The sequence below is a fragment of the Weissella hellenica genome (assembly GCF_005405545.1).
GTDB lineage: Bacteria > Bacillota > Bacilli > Lactobacillales > Lactobacillaceae > Weissella > Weissella hellenica.
Window position 1 is genome coordinate 60,339 of the sequence record NZ_BJEG01000010.1, and the last position, 13,749, is coordinate 74,087.

11 protein-coding genes are annotated in these 13,749 nt (G+C 38.6%); all 11 read left to right on the plus strand.

Annotation, left to right across the window (positions count from 1 at the left end):
• Positions 1 to 18 precede the first annotated feature (18 nt).
• Positions 19 to 564 carry a LemA family protein gene (locus FFM61_RS06360; RefSeq protein ID WP_074427671.1) on the plus strand — a complete coding sequence of 182 codons (546 nt, stop codon included), beginning with the start codon at positions 19 to 21 and terminating at the stop codon, positions 562 to 564.
• Positions 555 to 2,306 (plus strand): DUF2207 family protein, encoded by a 1,752-nt coding sequence (locus FFM61_RS06365; RefSeq protein WP_074427670.1) that lies wholly within the window; start codon positions 555 to 557, stop codon positions 2,304 to 2,306. The genes FFM61_RS06360 and FFM61_RS06365 overlap by 10 nt, the downstream gene beginning before the upstream one ends.
• A gap of 165 nt (positions 2,307 to 2,471) precedes the next feature.
• Entirely contained in the window at positions 2,472 to 3,974 is a 1,503-nt protein-coding gene (locus tag FFM61_RS06370) for a gluconate:H+ symporter (RefSeq protein WP_074427669.1), read from the plus strand.
• A 225-nt stretch (positions 3,975 to 4,199) separates the two neighbouring features.
• Positions 4,200 to 5,465, plus strand: a complete 1,266-nt coding sequence (yfmF, locus tag FFM61_RS06375) for an EF-P 5-aminopentanol modification-associated protein YfmF (protein WP_074427668.1) — start codon at positions 4,200 to 4,202, stop codon at positions 5,463 to 5,465.
• Positions 5,455 to 6,744 carry an EF-P 5-aminopentanol modification-associated protein YfmH gene (yfmH, locus tag FFM61_RS06380; protein ID WP_083194507.1) on the plus strand — a complete coding sequence of 430 codons (1,290 nt, stop codon included), beginning with the start codon at positions 5,455 to 5,457 and terminating at the stop codon, positions 6,742 to 6,744. Before yfmF ends, yfmH begins: the two co-directional genes overlap by 11 nt.
• A gap of 61 nt (positions 6,745 to 6,805) precedes the next feature.
• Positions 6,806 to 7,741, plus strand: coding sequence for a helix-turn-helix domain-containing protein (locus FFM61_RS06385; RefSeq protein ID WP_074427667.1), 936 nt, complete (start codon positions 6,806 to 6,808; stop codon positions 7,739 to 7,741).
• A gap of 20 nt (positions 7,742 to 7,761) precedes the next feature.
• Positions 7,762 to 8,346: a CDP-diacylglycerol--glycerol-3-phosphate 3-phosphatidyltransferase gene (pgsA, locus tag FFM61_RS06390; RefSeq protein WP_074427666.1), complete on the plus strand. Its 585-nt coding sequence runs from the start codon at positions 7,762 to 7,764 to the stop codon at positions 8,344 to 8,346.
• Positions 8,347 to 8,469: 123 nt separating this feature from the next.
• Positions 8,470 to 8,955, plus strand: a complete 486-nt coding sequence (locus tag FFM61_RS06395) for a nicotinamide-nucleotide amidohydrolase family protein (protein ID WP_074427665.1) — start codon at positions 8,470 to 8,472, stop codon at positions 8,953 to 8,955.
• Positions 8,956 to 9,030: 75 nt separating this feature from the next.
• Positions 9,031 to 10,173 (plus strand): recombinase RecA, encoded by a 1,143-nt coding sequence (gene recA, locus FFM61_RS06400; RefSeq protein ID WP_074427664.1) that lies wholly within the window; start codon positions 9,031 to 9,033, stop codon positions 10,171 to 10,173.
• A 208-nt stretch (positions 10,174 to 10,381) separates the two neighbouring features.
• On the plus strand, positions 10,382 to 12,664 hold the full coding sequence (gene helD, locus FFM61_RS06405) for an RNA polymerase recycling motor HelD (protein ID WP_074427663.1): 2,283 nt from the start codon (positions 10,382 to 10,384) through the stop codon (positions 12,662 to 12,664).
• A 5-nt stretch (positions 12,665 to 12,669) separates the two neighbouring features.
• Positions 12,670 to 13,614 (plus strand): type I pantothenate kinase, encoded by a 945-nt coding sequence (coaA, locus tag FFM61_RS06410; RefSeq protein WP_074427662.1) that lies wholly within the window; start codon positions 12,670 to 12,672, stop codon positions 13,612 to 13,614.
• Positions 13,615 to 13,749: the final 135 nt, after the last annotated feature.

The window sequence follows — 13,749 nt, forward strand, 5'->3', positions numbered from 1 at the left end:
AATAAAGGGGGAATTTAAATGGTATGGATTATTATTATTATTGTTGTTGCGGTAATCGTTGGTTGGTTGATTGCAATTTATAACAATTTAATTAAGTTACGAGAAAATGTGCATAATGCAATGGGGCAGATTGCGGCACAAGTAGAAAGTCGTTGGGATGCGGTGACTAACCTAATGCAGGCAACGCAAAAGCATCAATCATATGAACAAGAAACGTTAGAAAAAATTGTGAATGCACGCACAAAGGTGACAGATCAGGCATCGGTTGCAGATATTGATGATGATCAGCAACAGTTTGCTAATGTTTTAGGGGTTGTGAATGCATTGGCTGAACAATATCCTGATTTAAAAGCTAGCGGTGTGTACCAACAAACCATGACAGCCGTTGATGAATTTGAGAATAAAGTTCGTTTATCACGAATGGTTTACAACGATACTGTAACTAAGCTTAATCGGGCCGTTCAAATTTTCCCTAACTTTTTAATTGCTGGACCAATGGGATTCACGAAGGAAACGTACTTTAAGAATACTGATGGAAAGCAGGAAATGCCACAATGGGATTAAAAAAACTAAAAAAATATGGTATTTTGACGGGCATTCTCTCGTTGATGGTATTTTTCTTAGTGTTTCTTCCGAAGGTAGCGGCTGATCAGAATGTTAATAATATGACTATTAACGTTGCTCTGGATGATCAAGGAACAGCAACGTTTACTGAAAATTGGTCAGTCACTGCTGATGAAGGTAGCGAAATATATAAGACGATTGAGTTAGTAGGGCCACAACAGTTGTCTGATTATCAGGTGAGTATGGATGGTCGTACCTTTAAACGAGTAAATACGTGGGATACCGACGCTGACAGACAGCAAAAAGCCTATCGTTATGGTCAAAATGGTAATGAATTGAATTGGGGAATTACCAAGTATGGCACCCATCGTTATACCATTCAATATAAAATATCGAATTTTGTCGAACAAACTAAAACTAAGCAGATGATTGCCTGGCAGTTTTTAAATGAAGATGTTGATATTTCACCGGATAATATGAAAGTAACAGTCAGCGATCCAAATCATCCACTTTCAGTTGATAATGGTTATGGTATTTGGGCATTTGGTTTTGAGGGGAAAACTGCTTTTAAGAACGGCCAAGCGACGATGCAAAGTACGACGGCAACGACTAAAGACGATTTTGTGAAGATGATTGTGCAGATTCCTAAGCATACTTATCAGACTGCGTATAAAACAAATCGTAGTTTTGATTCCTATATGAAGGAAGCTTTTAAGGGAAGTGATTATGACTACCATGATTACAAAAATGGCGAGACCATTAGCAATGATAAGGGTGCCAGAATTGCTTATATTGTCATGGCGATTATTGGTATTGGCTTCTTTGGTATCATGTTCTGTATCTTTAATAGTTACCGCACCTATCGTAAATACTACCCAAAGATGGCAACGTTACAAAAGCAAACGAAGCAAGAATATTACCGTGACATACCAACAAATAGTATTTACAACACGTATATTTTCTTTAATTCACTGTTAGCCTCAACAGCAGTACTAGACAATTTTTTAACAGTCGCATTATTGCAACTGCTCAAGGATGGTCAAATTGTGATGCAAGATGAACCTAATAAACGTGGTAAAAATCGTGCACAATTTATATTGACCAATAAGTCGTTAACTGATGATGCGCCTGCACCAATTAAAAATTTTTATAAAATACTGACTGAAGCAGCTACTGATGGTGTTATCACACAAAAGGCTTTGGCAAAGTATTTGAATGGTAATAGTAAAAGACATCGTCAATTAACTAAGGTTTACACAAAATATAGTCGTGAATATGGGGAAAGTCATGATTTAATCTATGCTAAAAAAACGAAGCGTACTAAAACAGGCGATCGTAAACGTGATCGTGCCAATAAAATGGCATCGTGGCTGGTTGATTTCCAAATGAAACCGGCTGGGGAAGAAGTTGAACAAAACTTGGCACGTTTAAAGAATTACTTACAAGAATTTACCTTGTTGGATGAACGGACACCACAAGAGGTTGGTTTGTGGGATGAATTAATGATTGCTGCCGCAGCTTTTGGCATCTTGGAAGAAGTTGCTGATCAATTGGCTCAAGTTTATCCTAGTTATCAACAAGATAGTGTCTACTATTATGGTTCAATGCATCCATTTGTGATGATTAATCATTTTAGCAATACGGTTGCAACACAAATGCGCTCTTCCGGTGGCGGTGGTTCAACCAGTGCCGGCGGTGGCGGTAGTTTTGGTGGTGGTTCTGGTGGCGGCGGGTTCCGCTAATACCAATAAATGTGAAGAAAAAATGACTATTCTATGAAATGAATGGTCATTTTTATTTTGTCGGTTGTGTTTAGTTCGTGAAAAGGTGTACAATAATCTGGTTGAGCAATCGCTTACAAATGTCATGTTGGCGAAAAAATTTTTTGATTGTTGAGGTTAGTATATATGTTTACCATGCTAACAGGATTGACAACTGACAAGGCGACAGGCCTATATCAATGGTTAATGAATGGCTTTAATATTTGGCCATTTTTGATTTTGGTATTAGGGATTGCCGTTTTGCTATTTTTCATCCTGAAATTAAATGTGAATACCTTCGTAGCATTAATTATTACATCAATTTTAGTCGCACTTGGTTTGGGGATGAACCCAGCCGGTATTGCTGATGCCTTAAAGGATGGTATCGGCGGTACAATGGGTGAACTGATTATTGTCTTTGGTTTTGGATCAATGATTGGTCGTTTGGTATCTGATTCTGGTGGATCATACCGGATTGCCACGACCTTAATTGAAAAGTTTGGTAAGAAACGTCTGCAATGGGCTGTTGCTGGTGCATCGTTTATTATTGGAATTTCGTTATTGTTTGAAGTTGGTCTGGTTGTTTTGATTCCGATTGTATTTACGATTGCCCTTGAGGCAGGAGTACCATTGCTTTATCTAGGTATTCCAATGGCGGCAGCTTTGTCAGCTGCTCAAGGATTTTTGCCACCGCAGCCATCGCCAACAGCTGTTACCAACATTTTGGGTGCCAACATTGGTATTGTCTTGATGTATGGTATTGTTGTTGCAATTGTCGCAATGCTAGTTGCAGGACCATTGTTTACACGGTTTATTCAAAAAGTTGAGCCAAAAGCCTTTAAAATTACTAAGAAGCTAGATGCAATTGGTGAAGTTAAAAGCTTTAGATTAGAAGAGACACCATCATTTGGTATGGCTATCCTAACATCGTTGATGCCTGTATTCTTTATGCTTATTTCAACGATTTATACATTAACGATAAATGGTGGTAAGCAAGTATATTCTGGTGAAATCGGGGATGAAGCATGGCAAGCCATGACTCATGCTGCACAAAGTGGTTACATAGCTGATCCATCAACGCTTGACCGAATTGTGGCGATGTTTGGCAATCCAGTAATTGCCATGGTTATTGCAATGGCGTTTGCTATTTGGTCAATGGGACCCAAGCAAGGTCGGACCATGGGTGAAGTTGGTGATTCAATGGGGAATGCCCTAAAGTCAATTGCTAACCTATTGATGGTTATTGCAGGTGGTGCCGCATTTAAGGGTATCTTAACTGCAGGTGGTATTTCTGATGCTATCGCAGCTGCCTTTTCACACACGTCACTTTCACCAATTATCTTTGCTTGGTTGATTGCTTTGATTTTGCGTGTTTCAGTCGGATCAGCAACCGTTGCTGGTTTGACAACAGCAGGAATTGTCGCACCATTAGTTGCAAGTCAAACAGCTGTTAATCCGGCCTTTGTTGTTTTGGCAATTGGTGCTGGTTCAGTTGGTATCTCGCACGTTAACGACGCTGGTTTCTGGATGTTTAAGGAATTCTTTGATTTGGATGTACCACAAACTTTGAAAATTTGGACTGTATTAGAAACATTAATTTCAGTTGTTGGATTAATTGTCATTCTAATTTTGTCAGCTATTTTTTCATAGTCATGAACAAATAAATTGTTAGTAATAAAACGCCATCAGGTTTTTAACCTTAATGGCGTTTTTTAATAGCTTGAAATCAATAAGTTTTTTAAAAATCGGGTATATAAAAGCTGGTAACTCATTGTACGTAAGTTTATACTTAAAATCGATTGCTTATATAGCAGTAGATAATTTAAATGAAAGCGAAAATACAAATAAGGTGTTTTCATTAGAGTAGGTACCTTTGTGTTTACAAAAGAAATTCAACAAGGGGTATTTGTACATGTGTTGCCAACACAACAATTTGCAACTACCCATATTGCGGTTAATTTTACGCAACAATTAAATAAAAAAACACTAAATGAACGCGTGCTTGCAGGTAATATGCTTGAAACCGCCTCAAAAAAATATGATTCACAAACCAAATTAACCCAAGTACTAAATGAAATGATGGGCGCTGCGTTTGGTGTTGAGGTATTTAAAATTGGCCAATTACATACAATTAGATTACAGCTTAATTTAGTACATGATAGTTTTGTGACTACTGGTAAATCATTATTAAATGAAGGCTTTGATTTTTTGAATGAAGTGATTAACGCACCAATGGGGAATTTCGATGAAGGCTTTACGCCGGTTATTTTTGATCGCCAAAAAGAAGTTGCTTTGGATGAAATTGCGGGGTTGAAAGAAGATAAACCATTCTATGCTCTGCGCCAAGCGTTAGACACTTATTATGGGCCCAGTATTCAGGCAACGCCAGCATTTGGTAGCGCTAAAGGATTAGCAAATGTCACTGCACAAACAGCTTGGCAAATTTGGCAAGAGAGTGTTGCCAAAGATCGTATTGATATTGTGGTTGTGGGGGATGTTGATCAAGTGCAAGTGACACAGCTTGCACAAATGATGAAGTTTACTGCACGTGATAATGCGTTATCAGCATATTATCATCAACCATTGTTACCACGAGTTAATCAAATTAAAGTGGTTGATGATGTGGTGCAAGCACGCCTTGTATTAGGATACGCCTTACCTGCGGCAGCTGATGAATATTTTATTGCAACCGTCTTTAATGGTATTTTTGGTAGTTTAGCTAATTCACGTTTGTTACTAAACGTCCGTGAAAAATCAGGGCTAGTTTATGGTATTTCGTCAGATTATAATCCTTACACTGATTTATTATTAGTTGAAGCAGGGGTTGATCAGGCCAATTTGAGTTTGACGGTCAAAAAAGTTAATGCGGAGTTACAACGGTTACAACAAGTCTTAGTTCCCGCTGAAGAATTAACAATTGCGAAAGAGCTAATTAAAAATACTTATACAATGACACTAGACCAACCATTATATTTAGCTGACCGGGTATATAATCAACAACTGTTGCAGCGTATCATGAGTGATGATGATTATTTGCGTCGTATTGATGCTGTCACTGCAACACAAATTCGTGATTTTGCACAAAAAGCAACATGGCAGCTACACTATGAGATGGTTGGAGGGATAGCAGATGAGCAATAAAACACATAATTTTTTACCAACTGAGCATCATATGACGTTAGATAATGGGTTGCGTGTTCATTTATTACCGCGACCAGAATTTCATCAAATTGTTGGTGTGGTGGGTGTTGATTATGGTGCACGTGATAATTCATTTGTACAAAATGATCAACTGGTGACACAACCAGCAGGCATTGCCCATTTTGTGGAACATCGTTTGTTTGCCCAACCAGATCATGATGCCTTTACCCGATTGAGCGAACTTGGTGCAATGGCGAATGCATTTACAACCCACTCGCGAACAAGTTACTATGTTTCAACAGGAGTTGACAATTGGGCACCGCTACAGGAATTATTAACCTTTACACAAGAGCCTTATTTTGATTTACCATCAGTACAACGCGAACAAGAGATTATTACGCAAGAGATCGATATGTATGAAGATGATATTAACTCACGTATCTATCGCATGATTTTAAGTCGTCTCTACCCAAATGATCCATTGGGAGCAGATATTGCCGGAACAGCGGCGTCCGTTCACCAAATTACACCTGAACAGCTAAACCTTGCTTTTGAAGCCTTTTATCAACCACAAAATATGGATGTTGTCATAACGGGTGCTTTTGATGAACAAAAAATGTTAGCGTTTATTAAACAAACACCAGCTGGACAGCGTAAAAGTCAACAAACTGTGACCAAAATAACCCCTAAACGACAACCTATCGTAACGGATACTTTGGAAGTTGCATTACCAGTGTCTCGTAATAAAGTTGTTTTGGGCCAACGTTGGGAGTTAGATTTTAACACCCTAGCACGGCGTGATATATTAAAAATGGCTATTGTTGGTAGTTTGGCGATTGATTTGGTTTTTGGTGATTTTTCACCAACTTATATGACATGGTATAATGATGGCCTAATTGATGATAATTTCAGTGCTGAATTTGATGCGGAACGTCAATTTGCTTATGTGACAATCGTGGCAGAAACTGCTGAACCAGAAGAGGTGGTTGAAAAAGTTTCAGCGGTATTAACAGGTTTAGTAAGTGAAGTCGATAAATTACAGACTAGTTTTGAATTAGTGAAAAATGGCATGTTAAGTCGGTTAATTAACAAATTAAATGAGCTTGAAGAAATTGCGATTCGTTTTGAAGGACAAACATTTGACGAAGCAACGTTACAAGACGAAATTGCGACAGTACAAGCTTTGAATTTTGCTGATATGTTAGCGATTTTAAAAACAATACCGGCTAGTTCTATTGCAAGTATAATCATTCGTTCGGACATGATAGAATTATGTTAAAATGAATAAGAATGCAATTATAATTATTATGCTAAATTTAAAAAGTTAGGGTGAAATATTTATGAATGAGGAACGCAATACCACCATTGGACAGGAGCTCCAGCAGGCTCGTCTTGATAAAGGTTTATCACTAGATGATATTCAACAATCAACAAAAATTCAAAAACGTTATTTAGCAGCGATTGAGAGTGGTCAATTTGATCAACTACCAGGTGCTTTTTATGAACGTGCATTTGTGCGACAATATGCAGCAGCTGTGGGGTTAGATGCAGTTGCTTTTATGAAAAAATATGAAAATGAATCAGAAACACCGGCGGAACCTGATTTAAGTGCAGCACGTGTTGATGCTGATAACGTGACACGTACGGGGATGCACCAACCCGAGGAAACAGTAGCAGATAAGACACGTAGTATGATGCCTAAAATCATTATCAGTGTTGTCGTCGTTGCGATTATTGCAATTATTTGGGCAGTGGTGTCTTCATTTGCAGGATCTGCTAAAGAAGAGTCTAGAGAACAGTCAACGGTTTCTGTTACAACGTCACAGGTCGTTGAAAAGTCAGCAACCAACGCTTCGAAGACAACCGCAAGTTCTGTTAAATCTGATGCTGGTTCATCAAAAACGGCTGCCTCAAAGTCATCATCTGAAAAGAAGTCTGCTAAAGCAGATAAGGTCGACTTAGGTAATGGAGAGGTTAACGGCGCTGCGGTTAATTATGGTTCTGTTAAAGTGCCAAATAAGGCAGTCAAAATGCAATTAAAGGCTGTTGATGGGTCATCATGGATGCAAGTTAGTGATGCAACTGGTAAGGTTATTTGGAACGGTACGGTTGAAAATAACGATACCCAAGAAGTTGAGATTCCACAAACTGCAACTGGAGTTGTTGTGTCAATTGGTAATGCTTTGGCGACCGAAGTATCATTGAACAACCAAAAAGTTGATTTGCAATCACAAAATGCCAGCGTATGGCGTTTGGGCATGAGTTTCACACGCTAAAACATAGGAGTAAATAAAAAATGAATTTACCAAATAAACTGACTGTATTTCGCATCATCTTGATTCCAGTGTTTATGTTGTTATTGTCTTTGCCACTTGATTGGGGTACGTTAACATTTGCTGGCGCAACGTTACCAGTCACACATCTAATTGGGGCAATTATCTTTATTGGGGCATCATTAACTGACCTGGCTGATGGTAAGATTGCTCGTAAGTATCATTTAGTAACGAACTTTGGTAAATTTGCTGATCCTTTGGCTGACAAGTTGTTGGTTATGACAGCATTGATTTACTTTGTAGCACTAGGTTGGGTACCAGCTTGGATGGTTGCAATTATCGTTATTCGTGAATTAGCGATTACTGGTTTACGAACATTAATCGTTGAAAATAACGGTAAGGTCATGGCAGCTGCGATGCCGGGGAAGATTAAAACGATGTCACAAATGATTTCAATTTCTTTCTTCTTGTTGCATGATATGATTTTTGCCGCAATTAATATTCCATTTGCAATGATTATGATGTGGATTGCTTTGACTGCAACTATCTATTCAGGGGTTGATTACTTCTACAAGAACCGTGAAGTATTCTCAGATGGATTTAAGTAACAATTATTTAAAATAATATTGAGGTTAAGGCTTTTGTTCGTCTTAACCTCATTTTTGTTCTATACTAATAAAAGACATTTTTGCCCCGTTACGCTTCTTTATTTGTAGAAAGGAGATTGAGTTATGCAACAACAATTAGTTGGTCAAACATTAATCGCAAAACGCCAAACAATTACTTCAGCAGAATCGCTTACGGCGGGTTTGTTTTCAGCTACTTTAGCACAAGTAAGTGGGATTTCAGCGGTGTTACCAGGTGCTTTTGTAACTTATGCAGCTGCTGCAAAAACGCAATTAGTGGATGTCCCCCAAAACATGATTGATAACTACGGCGTTGTGTCTAGTCAGGTCGCCAAAACTATGGCGATGGGCGCTAAAACTAAATTAAATACAGACTGGGCAATTAGTTTTACAGGCGTGGCTGGACCTGATGCGTTAGAAAATCACCCAGCAGGGACCGTCTATATTGGTATCGCAACACCAACCGGGGCTACGTTGGCACAAAAATACCACTTCCAAGGTGATCGGCAAACAGTACGTGAAGCGAGTGTTGCAGCCGGATTTGATTGGTTAGCAACATTATTAACACAAATTATGCCAATGAATGGTTAAATATTGAAGAAATGCATTGATTAGTTTATACTATAAATGCGTTAAGTTAAAACTAATAAACGGAGGCCTAGATACATGGCGACAGGGAAAAATATTAATCCAAATAAAAAATTAGAGGGTAAAATTACTGATCCAAAGGAGCGTCAAAATGCATTAGATGACGCCCTAAAGAAGATTGAAAAGTCTTTTGGTAAGGGATCAGTTATGAAGCTTGGTGACAGTAAGTTTACGAAGGTTGAATCAACGCCGACTGGTTCATTAAAGTTAGATGTTGCTTTAGGGATTGGTGGTTATCCTAAGGGACGTGTTATTGAAATATACGGACCTGAATCATCTGGTAAGACAACTTTGGCACTTCATGCAGTTGCGGAAGCGCAAAAAAATGGTGGGATTGTTGCTTATATTGATGCAGAAAATGCAATGGACGTGACCTATGCTAAGGCATTAGGTGTGGATGTTGACGAATTACTATTATCACAACCTGATACTGGTGAACAAGGATTGGCTATTGCAGATGCTTTGATTGCGTCAGGAGCCATTGATATGATCGTTGTCGATTCCGTTGCTGCTTTGACACCTAAGGCTGAAATTGATGGTGAAATTGGGGATACATCAGTGGGGCTACAAGCACGTATGATGTCACAAGCATTGCGTAAGATGTCAGGTGCAATCCTAAAGACAGGGACAACAACAATCTTTATTAACCAATTGCGTGAAAAAATCGGGGTGATGTTTGGTAATCCTGAAACCACGCCAGGTGGACGTGCCTTGAAGTTCTATTCATCAGTTCGTTTAGATGTTCGTCGTAAAGGTGGTATTGATGCAACTAAAGCCGATGGTGATAATGTTAAGTCAGTTGGTAATCTAACACGTATCAAAGTTGTGAAGAATAAGGTTGCAGCACCATTCCGTGAAGTCGAAGTTGAAATTCTTTTCGGTAAAGGAATTTCAAAGACAGGTGAGATGATCGACCTAGCCGCTGATAAAGATATCATTATTAAATCTGGTTCATGGTTCTCATACCAAGGTGAAAAGATTGGTCAAGGAAAGGTCAATGTTATTCGTTGGTTGGAAGAACCTGAGCATAAAGCAATTTATGATGAAGTTTACGACAAAGTACGTTTAGCATACATTGGTAGTCAAGATGGTTCAGCAGATGCACCTGATGCTGCACAAATTGACGAAGACGAAACACCTTTGGAAATCGAAGAAAAATAATTTGTATAAAAATCGCATAGAACTGGACTAAGGGTTTAGCGGAATTTTAAAGACTTGTAATTTATTGATATTTATTCAGTAGATTGCAGGTCTTTATTGTTATAATCAGGTTTAAAGCAATGTGTCACACGATGATTTAATAAATAACTGGCTAATCAGCCGAAAGTGGTGTAACATAGAATCACTAATTTTATTGGGGGAAGTTGCCATGACGCCGTATGAGGCAGAACAAAAACGCTTAGATCTTGTATTGGAAAAAATTCAGGATGCTAAAGCGGAAAATCAATTGCAACAGGCAAGTGCTGCTACTAAAAAAGCGGATGTTGACGCTGGCTGGAAAGATGTTCGTTTCAAGTCATCAACATATGGTAGTTTGTTTGAAACAGCGATGTCGGTACGTCAACAACAGCAAATGTTACAAGAACGTGAGCTAGCAATGAACTCGGCTGAGCATCAAGCAGTTGTTTTAGATCGGCTACAGGAGCGTCCTTATTTTGCGCGAATTGATGTCCAAGAAAAAGGCACAGAGAAAGTGGATCAAATTTATATTGGTCTGGCATCATTTTCTGATGGACCTGATAACTTTTTGATTTACGACTGGCGTGCGCCAATTTCTTCTATTTACTATGATGGTGGCTTAGGTCATGTGACTTATGACACACCGGATGGTAAGCAAGATGCTGAAGTTTCATTAAAGCGTCAATTCCAAATTGCAGATGGTGCGGTTGTGACCATTTTTGATACGGACGAAGCGGTCGGTGATCAAATGCTATTAAATGCCGTTTCTGGTGAGTCAACGACTAAAATGAAATCAATCGTGACAACGATTCAAAAAGAACAAAACAAAATTATCCGTAACACAGCAGCTGATTTGTTATTTGTGCAGGGTGCCGCTGGTTCTGGAAAAACGTCAGCAGTCTTGCAACGCGTGGCGTACTTGTTGTACCGTTATCGGGGTCATTTAACATCAGGACAAGTGGTACTATTTTCACCAAATCAATTGTTTAATGATTATATTGACCAAGTGTTGCCTGAATTAGGGGAACAAAATATGGTGCAAATGACATTTTATCAGTATGCATCACGTCGGTTACCAAAGTTACAATTAGAAACATTGCAAGAACGTTTCGAATCACAACCGGCCGGCGTCGAAAAAAATATTATTGACTTAAAGGGAACAAGTGTTTACTTTGAGGCCATGCAACGTTATGCCCAAAAGCTCAACAAGCAATATATTAAGCTACGAGCAGTGAAATTTAGAGGTAAAGAGCTGATTAGCAAAAAGCGTATCGCCGAAATTTACTATTCATTTAATGAAAACTATAATTTAGGTAACCGACTACAAGCAACTAAAGAGCAGTTGATGAATATTTTACAAGGTAAAGCTGGTAATGAGGTACACGCTGATTGGGTTGAAGCCGAAGTACAGAACTTAAGTAAAGAACAATATGACACGATGTTACGTGATAATCCACGTGAATTCGAATCAGATGAAGCAGAATATAAGTTTATTGCGAAGCAAATTGTGATGAAGTCATTTACACCAATTATTCGGGGTGTTAATCGGAATCATTTCATTAATATTAATGAACAGTTCGTGCACTTTTTGAAGTCAATGCCCAACTTTATCGATATGTCGGCATATCAAATCACGCATGCAGATTGGCAAACAAGTATTCAGCAAACCGTTGATAAGATGCGGCAAGGTGCATTGCCGATGGCAGATATGACGCCTTATATGATGCTCTTTGATTTAATAAAAGGGAGCCGTGGTGAACGTGAAATTCGCTTTGTCTTTATTGACGAAATTCAGGATTATACACCGTTCCAATTAGCTTTCTTAAAGTTTAGTTTTCCGAAGGCTCGTTTTACAATGTTGGGTGATTTGAATCAAGCTATTTTTACCAAAGAAAATGCGGTTAGTTTGCAAGATGAATTAGGTCAATTGTTTGATCCTAAAAAATCAGAATATATCGAGCTAACACAAACATATCGTTCAACGCAGCAAATCACGGACTTTTCTAAAGATATTTTGTTGCAAGGTGCTCAAATTGATGCCTTTGAACGTGAAGGTGATTTACCGGTCGTATCAGTTGTTGACTCGGTAGATCATATGGTTGCAGGCACAGTCCAACAATTAGCTGCTAATGTCGCTGCAAAAGAGACAACAGCAATCATTACAAAAACATTGGACGATGCAAAAATTGCGTATGAAGCTTTACGTGATCAGGTCAATGTGACGGTGATTAGAACTGAAAATCAACGCTTGGTGTCAGGAACAATTATCGTACCGGCTTACTTAGCCAAGGGCTTGGAATTTGATGCGGTCATTATGTGGGATGCATCGGCTAATGTTTACCATGGTGATGATGAACGTCAGTTGGTTTATACGATTGCATCACGTGCAATGCATCAATTAACAGTTTTTGCAGTAGAAAAACTAACACCACTATTGGCTGGTGTGGCAACTGACTTATACGAGAAGAGGTAACCGCCATGGCAACAGCACCTTTAAACTTTGCTGTTTTTAATAAAAAAGATTGGCAACAATTAGCAAGTAAATATGTTGCACCTGACAGTTTGCAAATGACCCCGCAAATACTACAAAACATTAAGGCTTATAATGATCAGATAGCAGTAGATGATGTTTTTGATATTTATGGACCTTTAGTGAGTTATATTAAGTTGCGCTATGATCAATATCATCGTGATATTAATGAACGCGCTAATTTTCTAGGGCGTCCAGCGGCACCAGGACCTTTTATTATTGGCATCGCTGGGTCTGTTGCTGTTGGAAAATCAACCACGGCGCGCTTACTACAATACTTATTACAAGTTGCTTTTCCAAAGAAACAAATTGCACTGACAACAACGGATGGTTTTTTACTGGCAAACGAAACTTTGCGCAAAAAAGGTGTTTTTGATCGTAAAGGATTTCCAGAATCTTATAATATGACGGCACTGTTGTCTTTTATGAATGATTTAAAAGAGGGTAGGTCGCCAGTAAAATCACCAAAATATTCACACGACCAATCTGATGTTTTGGTCGGTGAATATGATACTTTCGAAAATCCAGATATTTTTATTATTGAAGGGATTAATACATTGCAGGCATCTGCTGAGACACCAGTATATATTTCGGATTTTTTTGATTTATCAATCTATGTCGATGCTGATACAGATTTGATTGAAGAATGGTACATTGATCGTTTTAAAGCGCTGCTGGCATCTGCCGTTGCAGCGGGCGATGACAACAACTTTTTTGCAGCGTATACGAAACTACCAACCATTGAAGCTGTTGCTTCTGCCACGAAAGTTTGGCAAGAAGTTAATCTGCCCAATTTAAATGACTATATTTTACCGACGCGTGAACGAGCTGACTTGGTATTGCATAAGCAAGCTAATCATCAAATCGACACTGTTTGGTTGCGTAAATTCTAAAATCATAACTTTTCAAAATGACACTCATGTAACAAAAAATAGTAAAGGCCGAAAACTTTGGCTCTATGTCAAACAGCGTGAAAATCGTGAAATTGACTTAAAGAGTTTGTGAAATATAGCTTGCGAATCTGACAA

What these genes read in the sequence shown, in the direction of transcription:
- coaA (WP_074427662.1), top strand. Translation starts at nt 12,670, where the DNA reads ATGGCAACAGCACCTTTAAACTTTGCTGTTTTTAATAAAAAAGATTGG.
- FFM61_RS06395 (WP_074427665.1), top strand. Translation starts at nt 8,470, where the DNA reads ATGCAACAACAATTAGTTGGTCAAACATTAATCGCAAAACGCCAAACA.
- FFM61_RS06360 (WP_074427671.1), top strand. Translation starts at nt 19, where the DNA reads ATGGTATGGATTATTATTATTATTGTTGTTGCGGTAATCGTTGGTTGG.
- FFM61_RS06370 (WP_074427669.1), top strand. Translation starts at nt 2,472, where the DNA reads ATGTTTACCATGCTAACAGGATTGACAACTGACAAGGCGACAGGCCTA.
- recA (WP_074427664.1), top strand. Translation starts at nt 9,031, where the DNA reads ATGGCGACAGGGAAAAATATTAATCCAAATAAAAAATTAGAGGGTAAA.
- pgsA (WP_074427666.1), top strand. Translation starts at nt 7,762, where the DNA reads ATGAATTTACCAAATAAACTGACTGTATTTCGCATCATCTTGATTCCA.
- FFM61_RS06365 (WP_074427670.1), top strand. Translation starts at nt 555, where the DNA reads ATGGGATTAAAAAAACTAAAAAAATATGGTATTTTGACGGGCATTCTC.
- yfmH (WP_083194507.1), top strand. Translation starts at nt 5,455, where the DNA reads ATGAGCAATAAAACACATAATTTTTTACCAACTGAGCATCATATGACG.
- helD (WP_074427663.1), top strand. Translation starts at nt 10,382, where the DNA reads ATGACGCCGTATGAGGCAGAACAAAAACGCTTAGATCTTGTATTGGAA.
- FFM61_RS06385 (WP_074427667.1), top strand. Translation starts at nt 6,806, where the DNA reads ATGAATGAGGAACGCAATACCACCATTGGACAGGAGCTCCAGCAGGCT.